General features: G+C 61.5%; 17 protein-coding genes. 11 read left to right on the top strand and 6 right to left on the bottom strand.

Features of this window, described 5'->3' with window-relative positions; translation table 11 throughout:
- Positions 1–97: 97 nt before the first annotated feature.
- The 5 genes from AB7F49_RS04965 to AB7F49_RS04945 form a co-directional block, all read right to left on the bottom strand.
- Positions 98–742, bottom strand: coding sequence for an N-carbamoylsarcosine amidohydrolase (locus AB7F49_RS04965; protein WP_428520716.1), 645 nt, complete (start codon positions 740–742; stop codon positions 98–100).
- 210 nt (positions 743–952) lie between these two features.
- On the bottom strand, positions 953–1,768 hold the full coding sequence (locus AB7F49_RS04960; RefSeq protein WP_428520715.1) for an MBL fold metallo-hydrolase: 816 nt from the start codon (positions 1,766–1,768) through the stop codon (positions 953–955).
- A gap of 236 nt (positions 1,769–2,004) precedes the next feature.
- Positions 2,005–3,954 (bottom strand): TRAP transporter large permease subunit, encoded by a 1,950-nt coding sequence (locus tag AB7F49_RS04955; RefSeq protein ID WP_428520714.1) that lies wholly within the window; start codon positions 3,952–3,954, stop codon positions 2,005–2,007.
- A gap of 21 nt (positions 3,955–3,975) precedes the next feature.
- A complete protein-coding gene (locus AB7F49_RS04950) occupies positions 3,976–5,055 on the bottom strand; it encodes a TRAP transporter substrate-binding protein (RefSeq protein ID WP_428520713.1) in 1,080 nt (359 codons plus the stop codon).
- Between the two features lie 125 nt (positions 5,056–5,180).
- The gene (locus AB7F49_RS04945) at positions 5,181–5,945 is read right to left on the bottom strand and encodes an IclR family transcriptional regulator (protein WP_428520712.1); all 765 of its coding nucleotides are present in this window, start codon (positions 5,943–5,945) and stop codon (positions 5,181–5,183) included.
- 119 nt (positions 5,946–6,064) lie between these two features.
- Here AB7F49_RS04945 and AB7F49_RS04940 point away from each other — a divergent pair, with 119 nt between their 5' ends.
- Positions 6,065–8,164, top strand: coding sequence for a hydantoinase/oxoprolinase family protein (locus tag AB7F49_RS04940; RefSeq protein WP_428520711.1), 2,100 nt, complete (start codon positions 6,065–6,067; stop codon positions 8,162–8,164).
- Positions 8,161–10,083 (top strand): hydantoinase B/oxoprolinase family protein, encoded by a 1,923-nt coding sequence (locus AB7F49_RS04935; RefSeq protein WP_428520710.1) that lies wholly within the window; start codon positions 8,161–8,163, stop codon positions 10,081–10,083. Before AB7F49_RS04940 ends, AB7F49_RS04935 begins: the two co-directional genes overlap by 4 nt.
- Before the next feature lie 236 nt (positions 10,084–10,319).
- Here the strand turns inward: AB7F49_RS04935 and AB7F49_RS04930 are convergent, their stop codons facing one another.
- Positions 10,320–10,982 carry a MarR family winged helix-turn-helix transcriptional regulator gene (locus tag AB7F49_RS04930; RefSeq protein ID WP_428520709.1) on the bottom strand — a complete coding sequence of 221 codons (663 nt, stop codon included), beginning with the start codon at positions 10,980–10,982 and terminating at the stop codon, positions 10,320–10,322.
- Positions 10,983–11,279: 297 nt separating this feature from the next.
- On the opposite strand from AB7F49_RS04930, the gene AB7F49_RS04925 reads away from it, so the two are divergent.
- From AB7F49_RS04925 to AB7F49_RS04885, 9 genes are all read left to right on the top strand, one after another.
- Positions 11,280–12,038: an ABC transporter ATP-binding protein gene (locus AB7F49_RS04925; protein ID WP_428520708.1), complete on the top strand. Its 759-nt coding sequence runs from the start codon at positions 11,280–11,282 to the stop codon at positions 12,036–12,038.
- Entirely contained in the window at positions 12,035–12,751 is a 717-nt protein-coding gene (locus tag AB7F49_RS04920; RefSeq protein ID WP_428520707.1) for an ABC transporter ATP-binding protein, read from the top strand. The genes AB7F49_RS04925 and AB7F49_RS04920 overlap by 4 nt, the downstream gene beginning before the upstream one ends.
- Position 12,752: 1 nt before the next feature.
- Positions 12,753–13,619 (top strand): branched-chain amino acid ABC transporter permease, encoded by an 867-nt coding sequence (locus AB7F49_RS04915; RefSeq protein ID WP_428520706.1) that lies wholly within the window; start codon positions 12,753–12,755, stop codon positions 13,617–13,619.
- Between the two features lie 2 nt (positions 13,620–13,621).
- Positions 13,622–14,641 (top strand): branched-chain amino acid ABC transporter permease, encoded by a 1,020-nt coding sequence (locus AB7F49_RS04910; protein WP_428520705.1) that lies wholly within the window; start codon positions 13,622–13,624, stop codon positions 14,639–14,641.
- 210 nt (positions 14,642–14,851) lie between these two features.
- On the top strand, positions 14,852–15,901 hold the full coding sequence (locus AB7F49_RS04905) for a Rieske 2Fe-2S domain-containing protein (RefSeq protein WP_428520704.1): 1,050 nt from the start codon (positions 14,852–14,854) through the stop codon (positions 15,899–15,901).
- 54 nt (positions 15,902–15,955) lie between these two features.
- A complete protein-coding gene (locus tag AB7F49_RS04900) occupies positions 15,956–17,197 on the top strand; it encodes an ABC transporter substrate-binding protein (protein WP_428520703.1) in 1,242 nt (413 codons plus the stop codon).
- A gap of 112 nt (positions 17,198–17,309) precedes the next feature.
- The gene (locus tag AB7F49_RS04895; protein WP_428520702.1) at positions 17,310–17,882 is read left to right on the top strand and encodes an amino acid synthesis family protein; all 573 of its coding nucleotides are present in this window, start codon (positions 17,310–17,312) and stop codon (positions 17,880–17,882) included.
- 28 nt (positions 17,883–17,910) lie between these two features.
- Positions 17,911–19,389 (top strand): 4-hydroxyphenylacetate 3-hydroxylase family protein, encoded by a 1,479-nt coding sequence (locus AB7F49_RS04890; RefSeq protein ID WP_428520701.1) that lies wholly within the window; start codon positions 17,911–17,913, stop codon positions 19,387–19,389.
- Between the two features lie 5 nt (positions 19,390–19,394).
- Positions 19,395–20,591: an amidohydrolase family protein gene (locus AB7F49_RS04885; RefSeq protein WP_428520700.1), complete on the top strand. Its 1,197-nt coding sequence runs from the start codon at positions 19,395–19,397 to the stop codon at positions 20,589–20,591.
- Positions 20,592–20,725 lie beyond the last annotated feature (134 nt).

Raw genomic sequence — 20,725 nt, 5'->3', positions numbered from 1 at the left:
GCGGGATTGGTTAACGAAAGCGGTATGAAAAAACCCGCCGGCAGCCCGGGCGCGGTTTTGAGTGGTCCTCCTGGCGCGTGAACGCGCCGCCGCTGTCCTACCCGCGATGCAATTGCTGGAAATAGGCCGCGACCTCGGCGCTTGAGACCACGTCGCCGTACTTGCTGTTGATGTCGAAGAGATTGGCTTCGTGTGGCCCCGGATGACGGTCGCCGACGCAATCACCGACCACGATGGTACGAAAACCATGCTGCACCGAGTCAATGGCGGATGCGCGGATGCATCCGCTTGTGGAGCAGCCGATGAGAATGGCGGTGTCGATGCGCGCCGCGGTCAGCGTTGCTGCAAGGCAGGTGCCGAAAAAGGCGCTGGCATATTGCTTGGTGATCACCAGTTCGCCATCCCGAGGCTTCACTTCGTCGCAGGCTTCCGACAGCGGATTGCCTTCGACCAGGCATTTCAGAACGGGCGCCTTTTTCAACCAGATTCCGCCATCCGTGAAATGGACCGGCTGATAACGGACGATGGTGTGGATCACGGGAATTCCGGCGTGACGCGCGCTGTCAAGCAGCGACCTGCTTTCGCGAACCGCAGCAACGACACCCGGCGCAAATAGCGGCGATCCTTCGGTGGTGTAGCCTTTCATGAAATCGATGACGATCAAGGCCGGTGCAGTGCCAAATCCGATCCGTGTGTCCCAAACCCCCTTGTAATTGTCCTGCAGAGTAGCGTCGGCGCTCATGGCTTTCCCCCCATCGGCGGACCTCCTGATGAGGCCGTAAACTGTCAGTCTTCTTCAATACAAGAACAAGGGCGGAAACGATGCCCCATTCACGGTTTATTTTGAACCCGGTCTGGCTCTGTCGGCCCTTTGCCGTCGCGAAACACGGCGTTGGCACGCCGAAGGCGACACCGAAAGTGGCGAGACGGACCGCCATGGCTGCTGTTTCAGTCAGAGTGGGCCGCAGGTCAGCCAATGAATATGCCGTTCGACGGAATCATGCATCGCCTGCCTCGCGTTTTCAGGAATCACGCGATCCCAGAACGCGCCGTAAATCGCGTCATATTCATACGACTCCACCGTCGCTGCCACGGCGCGGACTGCCTGTTCGCCGAGCGGGATGAAATTGGGATAGCTTCGCATGAAGCCCAGAAACTTGCGATCGGCGACGACCTGCAACAGGTCGCCGCTCAGGATTGCGCCCTTGCCGCCGGCGCCTTGCTCCCAATGCAGGACGGTGCCGCCTTCGAAATGACCGCCGGTGCGGATCAGCGTCACGCCTTCCGCGATCGTCCTGGTGTCGCCCTCCCAGAGCGACAGGCAGGGGCCGGATCGCATGATCCATGACGCGTCAGCCTTGTGCAGATAGACCGGAACATTCCCGAATGCGCGGCTCCATTCGATCATCGTGGTGTAATAATGCGGGTGCGAGATTGCGATCGCCGTCAGGCCGCCGAGCCCGTTGATGATATCGACCATCGTGCCGTCGATCAGACTGATGCAATCCCAGAGAATGTTGCCGGTTGCGGTTCGCAGCAACAATGCGCGTTGCCCGATTCCGAAATTCGGCGATGTGCCGATCCCGATCAGCCCGCCGTCGTCGCGAAAGGTGGCCATGTGGGTCCTGCGCAGCCTCGCGAGTGTGGTCCACGATTGTCCGGTCGGCAGCACGAACTGGCGTTCTTCCTCGCAAATGAGGCATTCTGCCGGAGGCTTCTCGCTTTCGGCATATTGGGTGCCGCAGGTCGTGCAGATGAACGCGTCCATGAGCATTGCCTTCCAGGTTTTTCAGCGCGCGATCATGCGGCGGCCGTTGCAGCGATCAACGGGACATAACAGCCATCATGGGCGAAAGGCCAATCCGGATTCACGGGAGCAACGCAGCGGGTGTTGTGAGCCGACATGTTCGGTACGGGCACCGGAACTGGCCGTTTGCGGCGCGTTGTTGCAATATCGGCAAGATGCGTCGGCCAGCAGCTTTCGGCTGCGAAGGGTCAGAAGACCTAGCGGCTGAACGCCAGCGCGGGCAGCCACAAGATCAATGCGGGAAATGCGATCAGGAGCGCAATCTTGACAATGTCGGCGGCGACAAAGGGCATGACGCCCCGAAAAATCGTGCTCATGCGCTCGTCTGGAACCAATGCTTTCATGACGAAGAGGTTCATGCCGAACGGCGGTGTCAGGACGCCGAGTTCGACCAGGATGACCATCATGATGCCCCACCAGATTGGATCGTAGCCGAGGCTCTGAACGATCGCAGAGGCCAGACCGGCGGTGACGATCATGATTGCAAAAGCATCCATGATCGTGCCGAGCACGATGAATATCCCGATCAGGATGACAATGACCGCCAGGTTGGAAAGTCCCAGTCCGGTGAGCGAATTGAGCAGCGTCTGAGGCAGCCCCGATGTGCCGAAGAAAAAGGAGATCACCATCGCGCCGATGATGACGAAGTAGAGCATCGACGTAGACCGGGTTGCCTCGCCGACGACGTGACCCAGAGCCGTGAAATTGAGCTTGCCCCTGAACAGCGCGATCATGAACGCGATCGTGGCCCCGACGGCCGCCGCTTCGGTCGCGGTGAAAAAGCCGGTGTAGATGCCGCCAACGACGATGCCGAACATGAGAAACACACTCTTGCAGCGATGCAATGCATGCAGGAATTCTCTGCCGTTGAAAGGCGTGCGTCCCGGCGCCGACTTTGGATCGAGGGATACCCAGATGACGATGGCGGCGGTGTATAGCAGGACGGTGAGCGCTGCCGGGATGAGAACCGCGATATAAAGCCGACCGATCGATTGCTCCACAAGGATCGCATACAGCACGATCGCCGTCGACGGCGGCACCAGCTGGCCCAGCGTTCCTCCCGCGGCGATGCTGCCGGTCGACAATTGCATCGAATAACCGCGCTGCTTCATCTCCGGTATCGCAACGGTGCCGATGGTCGCCACGGTTGCGAGGGATGAGCCGGTCAGGGCGCCGAAGCCGGCACATCCGCCAACGCTTGCGAGCGCCAGTCCACCGCGGAATGGTCCGAACGTGGCGTGGGCCAGGCGGTAGATGTCCGATGACAGGCCGGCCACGCCCGCGAATGCGCCCATGATCATGAACAGCGGAAGAACGGCCAGTTCCTCGTTGGTGATCAGCCCGACCGTCTCGGAGCCCAGAATGTTCAGGGCGGTTGGATAGCCCATCAGAACGCCGGTTCCGATCACCGCGCAAATGATCAGCGCTGCCGCGATGGGAACGAAAAGCAGGATCAGCAGCCACAGCAGAAAGAATACCGATATCGAGAATGCCGTGCTCGCATCCGTCAGCACGGGCCGCAGGGCATTGCTGCCGGCATAGACGGCCGCCGACAACAGCACCGCGCCGGCAAACATGATCGCGAAGATGGTGGCGACCCGAGCGCCGCTGTAGCCCGGGCGGTCGCCGCCTTCGGCAGGCTGCGGCGACAGTTCCTCCGCGATCATCGACAGGACGACAACCAGCTGAACCGGCACGCACAGCGAGAAAAACAACGAAACGCCCAGCAGGAACGGCCACAGCGGCCACTGGAGGACAATGGTGATTTTTCCGATTTCGATCGCATTGAGGCTGTAGACCACCACCTGCCAGCTCGTCAGGCAGAGGATCGCCAGAAACAGGGTGTGACCGAACACGCGCATCCATGCGGCCACCCGGTCGTTGACGAAGGCCTTGAGAAAATCGATCTCCAGACTTGCGCGTTGCGCGAGACCGCTTACCAGCACTGCCGCGATCGCAACGGCGAAAATCGTGCTCAGGAACTCATTCGAACCGGCGATCGGTGCATTGAATATTGAACGCAGTACGATAACGTCAAAGGCGGTGAGGATGCCGATAATGAGCATCCCCACCACCCCGACAAACGCGGCAATGCGGCTTATCGCATTGGTCTTGGCTTCAATGCGAGCCAGCAAACGGCCTTGCATCAGACGCAGGTCTTGCGCTTGCTAGTTCGCGGTCTTCGCCTTGTCGAACTCGGCCTTGAACTGATCCAGAACCTTCTTGCCATCCGGGGTCTCCGCAATCCAGCGGTCCTGGGTCGCCTTGAGGGCCTTGTTCCAGCGCTCCTTCTCGTCGGCGCTCAGCTCGACGACATTGTATTTCGCATTACCCTTGATGATGGAGTCGCGCAGGCCATGAGACAGCTTCTCGAGGCCGGAGCCGATTTCACGCGACGTGCCGGCGCCGACATGCTTTTCCAGTATCTTCCTGCCCTTGTCCGACAGCTTCTCATAAGCCTTCGGATTCATGATGATGAATCCGGAAGGGGATCCGAGCGAGACGCCGGTGACGTAATCGTTGGTCACTTCGGTAAGGCGGAAGGCGCCCATCATGATCCAGTTTGCGATTGCCGAATCGACAACGCCGCGGCTGAGCGCCTGGTAGACCTCGGTGGCAGACAGGGAGATCGGCGAGCCACCCAGGGCTGTCGCGATATCGCCGGAGAGCTTGTCGGCAGATCTGATTTTCTGACCCTTGATGTCCTCGAACTTGGCGACCTTGGACTTGGACGCCAGGCCCTGAACGGGCAGCGCCACCAGGCCCATGACCTTTACGCCCTTGTACTCGTCGGCGAGCAGTCCGCTCTCATAGAGTTTCCAAAGCGCGACGGACGCCGCGCCGGCCTGCTTGTCCTCAACCAGCGACGGCAGCGTAATCACCGATGTCTTGGGAAAAGGAAGGCCGACCGTCCCATGCAGCGCCCATCCGATATCCACTACGCCGCTGAGGGTTCTTTCCCAGACATTCCGGCTGTTGGCGAGTTCGAGCCCGTAAACCTGGATCCTGAACTCGCCTTTGGCCTCTTCATTGATCTTGTCAGCCCATGGCTTGAAGACTCGCGTCGCGGTTGCGTTCTCGAGCGGAACCGTCGCGGCAAATTTGAGCACGGTTTCCGCCCTGAGCGCTTGCGCGGTCAGGATCGGAAGCGCAACCGCGAGCGCCCCCGCCAGAAGCGAGGCGCCGACGAAGCGTCCACCGGTCGGCCGGCCTGCGCGGCGGGGTTCAAAGCCTTGGTTGATCGTCATCATTTTTCCTCCAGTCGGACTTTTGTGATTTCCGGCATTTGAGCATAACGGCGCCGGATTGTCTTTGATGTCGGCCCGTTATCGCCGAGTGTCGCCGCTCTCGTCATTGGGCGATATTCGCTCCATCATGCGCCCTGCCATCCGAGCCTGTGAGAAACGCGTTTTGCCGTGTCGCGCAGGTCGTCCATGATCGGGTTCGGAAAGTCGACGAGACTGGGTTGGTTGCTCACCAGCGACATGGCAGCGCGCAGACTGCCCTGCGGATCGAAGATCGGAGCGGCGATGGCGCGAATGCCGTGAAACACCTGACCGTCGATCCAGGCAAAACCTTCGCAGCGGACTTGATGCGCTGCGGCGGCGACCTCCTTCGATGAGGGCCGCCTTTCTTCACGCTGCGCCAGTTCCGAGCGCAGGACCGACTTGATGGTCGGTTGCGACTGGAACGCAAGAAAGATCCGTCCTGCCGCTGAGTCGTAGAGCGGCAGAACGGCTCCGAGCCGCAGGTTCGAAAGGATCGGGACGTGGCTGTCATGAATGCGGACAATCGTGACGCCGTAATCGCCCCACACCGAGAGGTGGCCATCGACATTCACGCGCGCCACCAATTGTCGAAATTCGTCGTCGGCGATCTGGACAAGGTCGGCGCGGTTCAGCGCCGCCATTCCGAGCCGCAACGCAAGCGTGCCGAGATCGTAATATCCACTGGCCGCATCCTGGCATACGAGGTCAGCGCGGATGAAGCTCGCCAGATACCGGTGCGCCATGCTTGGCGACATGCCGGACGACTGAGCCAGCGTTCGCAGCGGCAAGGCCTGACGCGCGGCAATCAGGATTTCCAGGAGTTTCACTCCCTGCTCGACGGACTGAATGCCCTTTCGCTGAGCGGCCATGCAGGCGCCATTTGCTATTAGGCAAGGAATTTGTCAATGAGAAACGAGCCGTCTCGACGGCCCAGCAGCGAAGCGGCCGGTCTCAACAGGCTGCGAATGTCCGGGAGCCAATGCCGCAGATGCCGCCTGCAACGACTGCCCCATCTCGCCCGCAACGTCTGCGTCTGGCTGCCGATATCGGCGGCACATTCACCGATGTCGCAGCCTTCGACGAAAGCTCGCGCAGGCTGCTGCTCGGCAAGAGCCTGTCCACGCCGCGCGCGATGGTGGAGGGCATCGAGTCGGGTGTGGCCAAGGCCGGAACGGCGTTCTCTGAAGCGGGACTGTTCCTTCACGGTTCGACGGTCGTCATCAACACGATGCTGGAGCGGACGGGTGCAAAGACCGCGCTGGTCACGACCCGCGGCTTTCGCGACGTCTACGAGATTGGCCGGATCAACCGGCCCGATGCCTACAATCTGTTTTTTCAGAAGCATGTCCCGCTGGTTCCGCGCGCGCATTGCTATGAAGTGACGGAACGGCTCTATGCAGACGGTCGCGTTCACAAGCCGCTGGATGAGTCCGAATTGCTGTCAGTCGCCGATCAGCTGGAGCGCGAGGGGATCGAGGCGGTCGCAATCCTGTTCCTGCATTGCTATCGCAATCCCGCGCATGAATTGCGCGCCAAGGAACTGTTGCAGCAACGTCTCCCGAAGGCGTTTGTCTCGGCATCGCATGAGCTGTCGCAGGAATATCGGGAATTCGAGCGCTGCTCGACCGTCGTCGCCAACGCCTTCGTCGGTCCGCGCGTGCAGCATTATCTGACCGAGATCGGGGAGCGCATTACCACCGAAGGCTTCCGTGGCACCTTTCTCGTCGTGCAATCGACCGGCGGCCTGTTCGAGCTCGACAAGGCGCGCCGCGAATGCATCCGCATCCTGGAATCCGGGCCGGCCTCGGGCGTAATCGGAACGCAGGCGCTTTGTCATGCGCTAGGCATGGACAATGCCATCGCCTTCGACATGGGCGGTACAACCGCCAAGGCCGGCGTGATCCAGAACGGACGTGCGCTGACGACCGGCCATGCGCTGATTGGAAGCTATGACCGCGCGCTTCCGATTCAGGTTCCTACCATCGACATTTTCGAGGTCGGAACCGGCGGCGGCTCGATCGCCCGCGTCGAACATGGCGGCGCGCTGCATGTCGGCCCGCGTAGTGCCGGCGCCGAGCCCGGCCCCGCCTGCTATGATCGCGGCGGCACGGAGCCGACGATCACCGACGCCAATCTCATCCTTGGCCGGCTGGGCGCCGATCGTTTTCTCGGTGGAGAAATGCATCTCAACGCGGATGCCGCCGAACGAGCGATGCGTGACAAGGTCGCGCAGCCGCTCGGCCTTACGACCACGGAAGCAGCGAGCGGCATTCTGCGGATTGCCGCCACGAAGATGTCCTATGCGGTCAAGGGCGTGACAACGGAGCGCGGCCTCGATGCAGGCAGCTTCGCGCTCGTTGCCTATGGCGGCGCGGGTCCCTTGCATGCGACGGCCGTGGCGCGGGAGATCGGTATCCGGAAAGTGATCATTCCCCGTGCGCCCGGCCACTTCTCGGCCTTCGGCATGCTGTTCTCGGATCTTCGCTACGATTTTGTCCGCACCTGGTTCGTGGCGCTGGAGGCGCTTGACTTCGACCGCTTCGAGACCGTGTACCGGGAACTGGAAACCGAGGGTCGCGAGGCCATTGCCGCGTCCGCGATCGCGCCCAACCAGATCGCCGTGCAGCGCGCGCTCGACATGCGCTATGTCGGTCAGGAGCACACGGTCACGGTGGAAATCCCACAGGAGCATTTTGACCGCCGTGACCGCAAGGCGATCAAATCGCTGTTCGATGCCGTGCATGCGCAGCGTTATGGCACCTCGGCCCCCGCGGAACCTGCCGAAATCGCGAGCCTGCGCACCACGGTGACAGGGATCGTCGAGAAACCCGGGATCGAGCAAATCGCACGAGGCGACGCAACGCCGCCTGCGGATGCCCATACCGGCAACCGCAAGGCTTACTTCCAGGAGACCGGATTTGCGGACACGCCAACATTCGCGCGCGAAAAACTGCTCGCCGGCAATCGCATTCAGGGGCCGGCATTGATCGAAGAACATGCATCGACGACCGTGGCGTTGCCGGGCGATGAGATCGAGGTCGATACGATCGGGAATCTGGTGATCAGCATTTCGGGAGGGCGGCAATGATGGGGACGGAACGCAAGCTGGCTGCCGATCCGATCCTGGTCGAGATCGTCCGCAACGGCGTGATGGCGGTGACGGAGGAGATGAAGACCAATCTCATGCGCACTGCCTACAACATGATCATCTACGAGGCGCTGGATTTCACCGTCGGCATCTTCACGAAGACCGGCGATACCGTATCCATCGGCCTCGGGCTGCCGATGTTCATCCGCGGCATGTCGGAAACGGTGAAGGCGAAAATCCGGCATTTCGAGAAGGAAGGCGTCCAGCCGGGCGACATCCTGCTCACCAACGACGCCTATATCACCGGAAGTCATCTCAACCATCTCACCTTCACGATGCCGGTCTTCCACCAGGGCGAACTGATCGGATTTTCCTGCTGCATGGCGCATTGGCCGGATGTTGGCGGCACGCTTGGCGGCGTCACGACCGACATCTTTTCCGAGGGCCTGCAGATTCCGATCGTCAAATATGCCCGCGCGGGCGTGGTCAATCAGGACATCCACGACATCATCCGTATCAACGTCCGCCTGCCCGAACGCGCGATGGGCGATCTTCGCGCGCAGGTGACCGCGATCAAGACCGGCGAACGCCGGTTTCTCGAATTGCTGGACCGCTACGGTCAGCAGCCGGTTCTGGATTGCATTGCGGTGCTGATGGACCAGTCTGAAATCGCGGCGCGCGAGCGCACCCGTGCCATTCCGGATGGCGTCTACGAAGCCGAGAGCTTCATGGACGACGACGCGGTGGATGTCGCGCAACGTGTTCCGATCCGTGTCAAGGTCATCGTCGCGGGCGACGAGGTGACCGTGGATCTGACCGATGTCGCAAAGCAGGTGAGGGGCTTCTACAATTCCGGCCCCACGACCGGCATTGCCTGCGCGCAGGTGGCGTTCAAATGCGTCACGTCGCCGACCGACTATCCCGTCAACGATGGCTCTTTTCGAAATCTGAAAGTGATTTTGCCTCCAGGTCGCATCGTGAGTGCCGTGCGCCCGGCGCCGATGCGCTGGTGGATGAGTTTTCCCATGACGGTGGTGGATACCATCTTCAAGGCGCTGTCCAAGGCGATACCGGATCAGGTGATTGCCGGTCACCATGCCGATCTCTGCGTCGCCTTGCTGGACGGCAACGATGCCGATACCGGCAAGCTGTTCATTACGAGTTTCGGTCCGCTCGGCGGCGGCTGGGGCGCCAAACGTGGCGAGGACGGCGTCTCTGCCACCGTCTGCATCAATGACGGCGACACCCATAACAGCCCGAACGAGCAGTTCGAAGCCAAGTATCCGGTGATGGTTGAGAGCCTTTCGCTGATCCAGGATTCCGGCGGACCCGGACTTTACCGCGGCGGATTGGGCGTCGAGACCGTCGTGCAGGCGATCTCCGACTTCAACGTCAATGCCCAGATCGAGCGTGCGGTGTGTCTGCCATGGGGCCTTGAAGGCGGTCTCGAAGGCACCGGCAACGACATGCTGATGCGGCGTGACGGCATCGTGGAGGATGACGTGCCGAATGCCAAGCTGTTCCGCGCCAGGGTCAAGGCAGGTGATGCCTTCATTCTGCGATCCGGCGGCGGCGGCGGCTTTGGATCGCCGCTGGAGCGGCCGGCCGGACAGGTTCAGCATGATGTGCGGCAGGGCTATGTATCGCTCGACGCGGCGAAGGATTATTACGGCGTCGTGCTGGATCCCGATACGCTTGAGATTGACGCTGTGGCCACCGAGCGGCAACGTCGTGACCTCACCAGCGTGCATCGCGATCGCGTATCACGACAGGGCGATGTCCCGCAGCGCATTGCGCGCAGGACGCTGGAGTCGCTGCCGGCCGGCCATCTCGCCATCCGCTGTCTGCTGCCGTCCTGCTGCGGCCGCTGGCATATGCCACGCGGCTTCGAGGCCGTGGAGATCGCGCCTCAGGTTTAGCGGGAATTGCGGACGCGGCTGCAATCACGCAGGCGGTCTGAACCGTTCAAGCCCGCGCGGCAGAGATGGCGCGCATGAGGGACTGACCGGGAGGCTGGCCGATCGAGGATCGGGGAGACGGCAGCGCCCTTCCGATCCGCCCGCAACTGTCCGCTGTCGAATGTCTGGCAGGCCCGGCAGTCAGACGCGCAAATCTCGCCCCAGTCAGCTCTCGCCCAAGTCAGATATCGCTCCAGTCAGCGCGATTTCACCCGGGCCGGCTTTTCCGCGCCGGATGCCTGATCATAGAAGGCAACATTCTCGGCGGCGGAATCGGGCTGGTCGGAGAGAAAGGCCTGCAGCTTGACCGCCCGCTCGCTGCTCTCGATCAGGCGCTCTGTGATATCAAGAAGAAACCGGAACTCCTTTGCGGTCAGGCAGCCGAATTGCAGATCGTTGACGCGGCGCTGCACCGGCGCGAGCCGGGCGAGCAATTCGCTGCCCTTTGCCGACACCTCAAGACGCACACGTCGCCGGTCGGCCGGGTCGGTGGTCTTGTGAATGAGCCCGCGCTTGAGAAGCCTGTTGGTGATGGTCGTGACGAAAGCGCCGCTGAGATGCAGGTGGTCGGCAACGCGGTTGACGCTGACGTCGCCTTCTTCGGCCGACAGATGCCGGATCGAAATCAATACCGTGTATTCGATACCGACCAGACCGATGCGCGCACCGTGCCCGGCGCGCACCGATTCGTGGCGGGCCAGCAATCCGAAGAGATTATGCACCAATTGCCTGAATTGACGGTCCGACCCATCGACCAGCATTTCGGGCCGTGAAATCGTCAGCGGTGCCTTGGCCGGCAACGCGGCGGAACGACGCATCATCCGGCTTCGCGCGCCGCGCTTTTCGGCAATCGTGCTCATTTCTTTGCCTAGCGCATTTGCTCCGATTCTCAAAATTGCTTGCAGGCAATGCTGATTTGCGAAGGCTTTCCTCTGCGAGGACCGCAGCCAGCCGCGGCGGGGCGTTGCAACAAATTTTTGCTTGAATAGCTTACAAAATTAGCTATCGTTATCAGCTTATGTTGCGCATCCGGGTGTCGCATTCCCGAACGGAGTGGGGTTATGCCCTCTGTCACGAACAGCTCCGGCCCTGCCGCGAGAACCGTGCCGCGGCACGCCGGTGACACGCAGTTGCGCGCGCGTCCTTCAGACGGGGCGATGCTTGCAATCGATGATGTAACCGTCCGGTTCGGTGGTGTCGTTGCGCTGGATGCGGTGACGTTCGACGTGCGAAGGGGCGATATCTGCGGGCTGATCGGACCGAACGGGGCCGGAAAGACCACCTTGTTCAACTGCCTGTCGCGGCTCTATCCTTTCGATCGTGGCCGGATCGTCTTTGACGGCAACGACATCAGCCGTGCGCCCGTGCACCTCATGGCCTCGCTCGGGGTCGGGCGGACGTTTCAGAATCTGGCCTTGTTTCGTTCGCTCAGCGTCCTGGAAAATGTGATGATCGGCGGCCACAGCACCGCGAACAACGGGTTCGCCGCGAATGCCGTCGGCCTTCCCGTGGTGCGGCGCGAAGAGGAAGAGTTGCGCGGCCGTGCAAAGGAATTCGTTGAGTTCGTCAGTCTGCAATCGGTCGCGGCCCGCGCCGTCGCTGACTTGCCGTTCGGCTTTCAAAAGCGCGTCGAACTTGCCCGCGCGCTTGCGAGCAAGCCCAAGCTGCTGCTGCTCGACGAGCCGGCCGCCGGTCTGAACCACGAGGAGATGGGATCGCTGCGCGATCTCATCTTCCGGGTGCGCGATCAACTCGGCATCACCGTGCTGCTCGTCGAACATCATATGAACCTCGTGATGACGGTATCGGACAGCGTCGTCGCGCTGAATTTCGGTCGCAAGATCGCCGAGGGAACGCCGGCAGAAGTGCAGCGCGATCCGGAGGTCATTCGCGCCTATCTCGGGACCGCGCAATGACGGCCGCGCTCATGCAGACGCAGAACCTGCGGGCATTCTACGGCAACACCCGCGTTCTGCACGGCATCGATTTTGTGCTTCAGCCGGGCGGCATCACCACCATTCTCGGCGCCAACGGAGCCGGCAAGACAACCGCGTTGCGCGCAATCTCCGGCATGGTCCGCACCGAAGGCGCGATCCGGTTTGAAGGGGCGCGCATCGATGGCCGCAAGACCGAGGACGTCGCGCGGCGCGGCATCGCCCATGTGCCGAATGGGCGCGGCACGATCATGCAGCTCACCGTCCACGAGAACCTGAAGCTCGGTGCGTATACCCGAAGCGACAAGAGGGGCGTTGCGCAGGACTTCGAACTGGTCTTTGGCTATTTTCCGCGTCTGAAGGAGCGCCAGGGACAGCAGGCGGGAACGCTGTCGGGCGGCGAGCAGCAGATGCTCGCCATCAGCCGCGCGCTGATGATGCGCCCGAAACTGCTGCTGCTGGACGAGCCAAGCTTCGGGCTGGCGCCTCTCGTCGTCCAGGAAATCTTCTCCATCATGCGCTCGATCAACAAGCAGCAGGGCGTCAGCATGCTTCTGGTCGAGCAGAATGCGAGTCTGGCCCTCGATCTCGCTGACCACGCCTATCTCCTCGAAACGGGGAACGTGGTCGTGTCCGGCACCTCGCGTGACATTCAGCAAAATCCGTCCGTGCGACGGTCCTATCTCGGATATTAGAATGGAAGCGTTCGTACACCAGCTTTTGTCCGGACTTGCCACCGGCGGAATCTATGCGAGTGTCGCGCTCAGCCTGGTGATGATCTATCAGGCGACGCACCTGGTGAATTTCGCTCAAGGCGAGATGGCGATGTTCTCGACCTACGTCGCCTGGACGCTGATCGAGATGGGATTTCCCTATTGGTCGGCGTTCTTCCTGGTGCTGGCGATCTCGTTTGCAGCGGGCGTTCTTCTGGAGCGCGTCGTCATCCGGCCTGCCGCCGGAAAGTCCGATCTGGTGGTTGTGGTGGTCTTCATCGGGCTGCTGCTGATCTTCAACAGCCTCGCCGGCTGGATGTGGACGCATACCCTCAAGACGTTTCCGTCTCCGTTCGACGGGTTGCCCGGCAGCAAATACCTCACGAGTCACGAAATTGGCGCAGCGATCATCACCCTGACGGAGCTGGCGCTGCTCTATGTCTTCTTTCGCCATACGTCGCTTGGCCTCGCCATGCGGGCGGCTGCGTATAATCCGGAATCCAGTCGCCTCCTCGGCGTCCGGGTCGATCTGATGCTGGCGCTCGGCTGGGGCTTTGCGGCTGCGATCGGCGCCGTTGCCGGCATGATGATCGCGCATGTGGTCTATCTCGATCCCAACATGATGATGGGCATTTTGCTCTACGGCTTTGCCGGCGCCCTGCTCGGTGGCATCGACAATCCGGTCGGCGCCGTCATCGGCGGCTTTATCGTCGGCGTCATGGAAAACATCCTTGGCGCCTATGTGATCGGGACCGACCTGAAGCTGACCGTTGCCCTGGTGGTGATTGTCGCAGTGCTGACGGTGCGGCCGTCGGGCCTGTTCGGAAAATCCATCGTTACGCGGGTCTGATCATGTCGTCTGAGACTCAAGACGCCTATCTTGCCACGAGATCGCAGATCGATCTGACCGCGCCGGTCTGGCGCAGGCTCGCTCTGACGCTGTTGATCGCGGGCGCCGCCGCATTGCCGTTTTTTCTGAGCGACTATCGGACGTTCCAGCTCACGCTCACCCTCGCTTATGCGATCGCCTTGCTGGGCCTGAATATCCTTACCGGCTATAGCGGGCAGATCTCGCTCGGCCATGGCGCATTCTTTGCCATCGGCGCCTATGTCGCCGCGATCATGATGGACCGCTGGGGGTTGCCTTACTGGTCGACAATCCCGGTCGCGGGCGTGGTCTGCCTGGCCGCGGGCTTTCTGTTCGGGCTGCCGGCGCTGCGGCTGGAGGGGTTGTATTTGGCGCTGGCGACGTTCGCACTCGCGGTCGTGACCCCGCAGATACTCAAATACAAGGGCATCGAGGAATGGACCGGTGGCGTGCAGGGCATCGTCATCATCAAGCCGGATGCGCCGTTTGGTCTGCCGCTCAGCGCCGATCGATGGCTCTATCTGTTCACGCTGGCAATCACGGTCGTCATGTTCATCGCCGGTGTGCGCCTCATTCGCGGGCGCATCGGCCGCGCCCTGATTGCGATCCGCGATCATCCGACCGCGGCTTCCGCCATGGGCATCAACATCTCGCTCTACAAATCGGTCACGTTCGGCGTCAGCGCACTCTATACGGGCGTCGGCGGCGCGCTGGGTGCGATCGCGGTCCAGTTCGTGGCGCCTGACAGCTTCGGATTCTTTCTTTCGATCTCCTTCCTCGTAGGTCTGGTTGTCGGCGGTCTGGCCTCGATCTCGGGCGCGATTTACGGCGCGCTGTTCATCCAGTTCGTTCCCAATGTCGCGGACAATATTTCCAAGTCCGCGCCGTGGGCGATTTACGGATTTTTCCTGCTTGCGTTCATGTACGCGATGCCGTCCGGGGTGGCGGGCGCGATCCGAGGCATCGCCGAGAGGGTTTCGGCGCGATTCAAGCGCCACCAATAGGCCGCCGTCACAGCCGGCGCCAGCCAGCCGCAGCCCGATGCGGCAAGGAACGCTTTCGCGCACAGAAGCGGAAGTGGCCTGTGATGCTGTCCCGCATTGTCGATTCCGATACTAGCTTTCGAAGAAAGCTATTGTAATTAGACAAATGTGTTGTACCCTTGTGGGGAAAGAGGAAGCAGCCTGCTGGTGTGACGGTTTCGGAGAGCCTCGATGTATCTGCTGAACGCCTGGTATGTGGCCGGTTGGTCCAACGAAATGACGTCAAAGCCGATTGGACGCACGCTTCTGGATGAGCCGGTCGTCATGTATCGCGGCAAAGACGGCGGGCTGGTCGCGCTGGAAGATCGATGCTGTCATCGCGGGATGCCGCTCTCGCACGGCGAGGTCTTCGACAACAACATCCGATGCGAATATCACGGCATGATGTTCGAAGGCTCCGGCCGCTGCGTGAACATCCCCGGGCAGGAGATCATTCCGCAAAGCGCAAGGGTCCGCAGCTTCCCGATCGAGGAGCGCGACGATCTGGTCTGGATCTGGATGGGTGACCCGACGAAGGCCGACCCCGCGCTTATCACGCCATGGCCGTGGCATGGACGCTGGCCATACAAGGCGAAAAGCGAGGTGCTGAAATGCAACTATCTGCTTGCCTCCGACAACCTGCTCGATCAGACGCACGGCGCCTATGTCCACAAGTCCACGCTCGCCGCCGCGCCGGATGACTATGCGCGTGCGGAGATGCAGACCGATCCCACCCCGGACGGAGTGAGGTTCACGCGCTGGATGCTGAATTCGATTCCACCGGGCATCTATGCGAGCGCGGTGAAGTTCGAGGGGCGCGTCGACCGCTGGCAGGAATTCGAATACGTGGCGCCGTCCTGCATCCTGCAATTCACCGGGGCTCTCGATATCGGCAAGGGCGCCTATGACAAGGGCGTGCGCGACGGCGGCTTTGGTCTCCGAATTTTCTACGGCATCACGCCGGAGACCGAGGATACCTGCTGGTTTTTCTGGTCGGCGGCGAACGGCTATCGGCAGAACGAGCCGGAAGCTACCGAGACGCTGTTCGCCATGATGGAGGACGCCTTCAAGGAAGATGAGATCGTCCTTGAAGCGCAGCACGCCATGCTGAAGCGGCTCGGCGGACGGCCGCTGATCAATATCGCTTCGGACGTTGCCCGGGTTCACGCGCGGCTCGCGCTCGAACGCAAGATCGCCGCCGAGCGGGGCATTCCGAGGGATCAGGTCGTGACGTCGGTGTAGGCAGAAGGCTTGTCGGGGTCGTTCTCTCTGCAACTCAAACAGGGGAGTGTTATCATGAAGTCGATCTCTGCCGGCTCGGCCGGAGTGTTGGTTGCCAGCACGTTGCTTGCCAGCTCGTTGCTTGCCTTGTCGCTCGCCGCCGCGCCTGCCTTGGCGCAGAAGAAGTACGATCCCGGCGCGTCCGATACCGAAATTCTGATCGGCCAGACCAATCCCTATAGCGGGGCGCTTTCTTCCTACGCGACACAGGGCCGCGTGCAGGACGCCTATTACAGGATGATCAACGAGCAGGGCGGGGTGAATGGCCGCAAGATCAAGCTGATCACCCTTGATGACGGCTATTCGCCGCCGCGCACGGTCGAACAGCACCGCAAGATGGTGGAGGACGACAAGGTGCTGGCCATCATCGGCACCATGGGAACGCCGACCAATTCGGCAATCGTCAAATACATGAATGCCAAGAAGGTGCCGCACATCTTCCTCGCGACCGGCGCGTCGAAATGGGGCAATCCGGCGGAAAATCCGTGGACCATGGGATGGTATCCGACCTACCGCACGGAGGGCATCATCTATGGCAAATACATTCTGGAGAACATCAAGGATGCGAAGATCGGAGTTCTCTATCAGAACGATGATTACGGAAAGGATTTCGTCAACGGCCTGAAAGCCGGTCTGGGCGACAAGGCGAAGACCATGATCGTCAAGGAGGTGACCTACGAGACCTCCGATCCGACAGTCGACTCGCAAATCGTGACGCTGAAGGGCTCTGGCGCGAACGTGTTCTTCAGTGCCACCACCAACAAGTTCGCGGCACAGGCGATCCGCAAGGCCTACGACATCGACTGGAAGCCGATCCAGTTCCTCGTCAACAACGCGTCCTCGATCGCGACGGTGCTCACGCCGGCCGGCCTCGACAAGTCGACCGGCATCATCTCCACCGCCTATCTGAAGGACCCGAACGATCCGCAATTTGCCAATGACGAGGGCATCAAGTGGTACCGCGACTTCATGAAAAAGTACTATCCCGATGGCGATGTTAACGACCCGCAAAATCAGATCGGCGTGTCGATCGCGCAGACCACGGTGCAGATGCTGAAGCAGGCCGGCGACAACCTGACCCGCGAGAACATCCGCAAGCAGGCGGCGAGTCTGAAGGATCTCGAGCTGCCGCTGCTGCTGCCCGGCATCAGGCTCAATACCGGGCCGCAGAACTACTTCCCGATCACCCAGCAGCAAATGATCAAGTTCGACGGCAAGAGCTGGGTTCGATTCGGCAATGTTCTGAGCGGCTCCTAGCCCGAAAACGCCCGGCAGCCATGCGCAGGAAGGCGCATGGCTGCCAATAAGCTTCTTGAAAAAGCTTTTGTAGTAAGGTAATAGCGGAGCAGTCTTCAGCTCCGGAAGCGCCATGCAAATCAGGAAGATCCTGACTTTCGTCGATGAGGCCCGCAGCGAGGCCGGTCACGGGGCGGAGCCGCCGCTCCGCAAGGTTGCGAGTGTCGCGGTGGTGCAGAATCCCTTTGCCGGCAAGTATCAGGAGGACCTGTCCTCGCTGGTGGACGCCAGTGCCGCGATTGGCAGGGAGCTTTCGGAGATCGCGCTGAATCTGCTCAAACCATTCCCGGTAGAGAGCTATGGCAAGGGCGCCGTGATTGGCCTTGCCGGCGAGCAGGAGCACGGGGTGGCGCTGCTTACCACCGTGTTCGGCAATGTGATCCGCGACACCGCTGGCGGCGGCAAGGCCTGGATTTCCTCGATGACCAAGCGCGCGTCTCCGGGGGCCACGATCGACGTGCCGGTCGCGCACAAGGACGCGCTCTATGTCCGCTCGCACTATGACGGCATCACCATCACGCTGCCGGACGCGCCGCTGCCGGACGAGATCGCCGTAATCTGCGTCTATGTCAATCGCGGACGGCTGAACGCGCGGGTCGGCGGCCTTTCGAAGGACCGGATCCAGGGCCTGGACGGCCTGATCTGACCGGAATGAATGAACGGGAGAGCGCCGAATGGCTGTTTGCAAGACCGGAGCCGAGCATATCAAGTCTTTGCAGGACGGGCGCAAGGTATTCATCGACGGGCAGGGCGTAGCGGATGTCACGACGCATCATGCCTTCCGCAATTCGGTGGCATCCGCCGCATCGCTCTACGATTTTCAGGCGGCGGCGGAAAATATCGAATTGATGACTTTCGCGTTCGATGGCGCCAACCGGCGCGCCAATCGCGGCTGGCAGATGCCGCGGTCCTATGCAGAGACCGTCGAACGGCGCAAGGCGCTGACCGCCTGGGCGGAATTGAGCTACGGCTTCATGGGCCGGTCGCCGGACCATCTCGCATCGGCCCTGGTTGGACAGCGGATGGGCCTTCATGCTTTCGAGCGGAGCAATCCGGCACGCGCCAGGGCCTTTGAGGACTATTTCGATTTCGCAACGCGCAGCGACCTGTTCCTCACCTACGTCATCATCAATCCGCAAGCCGACCGCTCCAAGGATTGGGGCGAACAGGACGAGGACCTGGTGGCGCGCGTGGTCGACGAGGATTCCGGCGGCATCACCATCCGCGGCGCCAAGATGCTGGGCACCAGCTCGATCATGGCGAACGAAGTGCTGGTCGCAAATCTCCAGCCGCTCAGGCCGGGCGAGGAGGATCTCGCCTTCTCGTGCGCGCTGCCGATGAACGCAAGGGGCCTGCGCGTGCTTTCGCGCAAATCCTACGAGGCACACGCGATCTCGGTCTATGATAATCCGATCTCGTCGCGCTTTGACGAGAACGACGCCATTATCCATTTCGACGACGTCAAGGTGCCGTGGGACCGGGTATTCGTGTATCGCGACGTGGACATGTGCCGCGCGCAATTCCACGATACTCCTGGACATATCTATCAGAATTATCAGTCGCAGATTCGTCTGGTGGTCAAACTGAAATTCCTGGTCGCGCTGGCACGGCGGCTGACGGAGAGCATCGGCACGGTCAACATGCCTCCCGTTCGCGAGCAACTCGGACGCCTCGCGGCGCAAGCCGGCATGGTGGAATCGATGATGTGGGGCATCGAGGCCGCGGGTAGCCAGCAGGGCGATTACTGGGTGCCGAACAAGCACCAGGTCTATTCCGCGCAGGTCGTGACGCAGGACCTCTATCCGAAGATGATCAACACCATCCGCGAGCTTGCGGGTGGTGCCTTCATCATGCTGCCGTCATCGGTGCTGGATTTTGCCAATCCCGAGATTGAGCCCATCATCCGCAAGACCCAGCGCTCGGCGGCACTCGCGCCCGAAGCGAAGGTGAAGTTCCTCAAGGCTGCGTGGGATGCGGTGGGATCGGAATTCGGATCGCGGCACACGCAATATGAGATGTTCTATGCCGGCGCACAATTCGTGACGGCCGGTCATTCCTTCCGCACCTTTGGCTGGGATGGGTCCACCAAGCTGCTCGAGCAATTGATGTCGAGCTTCGACCTAGCCGACTCCCTGAACAGTGCCAAGCATTGACGTCGATGCGGACAGCCATCGTCAATATCGGCACGATCGTGTCCGGAGACTGGGCCCGTCCGATCCTGCGGGGAGACACGATCTTGACGGAAGACGGGCGGATTTCGCGCGTCGGTACCGCTGCGGCGGAGGAGGTCGAATCCTGCGATATCGTCATCGATGCCGGCGGTGCGACCGCGATTCCGGGCCTGATCGATTCCCACGTTCACATCACGTTCGGCGACTACACGCCACGGCAGCAGACCGTCGGCTATCTCGAAAGCTATGTGCATGGCGGCGTGACCACGGCGATCAGTGCCTCCGAAGTCCATGTGCCGGGCCGTCCGCGCGATCCGGAAGGCGTCAAGGCACTCGCAGTTGCCGCGCACAAGTGCTTCGAAAGCTATCGTCCCGAAGGCATGACCGTGCATGCCGGCTCCGTCATCCTGGAGCCCGGACTGAGCGACGATGATCTCGGCGAGATCGCCGGCAAGGGCGTGTGGCTCGCAAAGGCCGGCTTTGGCGCCTTTGCCAGCGCCTATGATTATGCACCGCTGATCGCGGCCGCCCGCGCCCACAACATGATTACAACCGTCCATACCGGCGGCTCGTCCATTCCCGGCTCGGGGGCGATCACGGGCGATCACCTGCTGGCGCTGAAGCCGCATGTGTCGTTCCACGTCAACGGCGGGCCAACGGCGATGCCGGACAAGGATTTCGCACGGCTGATTCACGAAAGCGACGTCGCCCTGCAGATCTGTACCGCCGGCAATCTCCGCACGACCCTGCTGTGTGCAAGGCTCGCCTGGGAAGCGGATGCGTTCGCGCGCCTCATCATCGCCACCGATACCCCGACCGGAAGCGGTGTCATGCCGCTCGGCATGCTCTACACGATCGCGCATCTGTCGAGCCTTGCCGGGATCGCGCCGGAAGTGGCGATTGCCGCCGCGACCGGGAGCAATGCACGGGTATATCGCCTGGAATCGGGCCTGCTGTCCGAGGGCGGTCTCGCCGATATCGTTCTGATCGACGCGCCGGATGGCGGCACGCAGGCCGACGCGCTCTCTGCCATTCGCCATGGCGATATCGCAGCGATTGGCGCAGTCGTCGCCGGCGGCGAGCCGCGCTTCGTCGGCCGAAGCCGGAACACGCCCGCGACGACTCGCAAGGTTCGTGTTGCGAAATGCACCTTGCCACGCGATTTTTCGGGGGCCAGGCACTGAGCAGACCCCGCCCTGCGCGCTCTCGCTGCCGTCAGATCGGCTGTGCCGCGCAACTCCTCGAGAGCGGATATGCAAAATCCGGCGCTTGCGGCCGATCTTGGATGCGGAGGGTCCAGTCGCTACATTGAGACAAT

Origin of the sequence: Pseudorhodoplanes sp., from assembly GCF_050250235.1 — a bacterium.
Taxonomy (GTDB): Bacteria; Pseudomonadota; Alphaproteobacteria; order Rhizobiales; family Xanthobacteraceae; genus Pseudorhodoplanes.
Note: the sequence above shows the minus strand (reverse complement) of the source record. Positions and strands in the feature narration are given on the sequence as shown.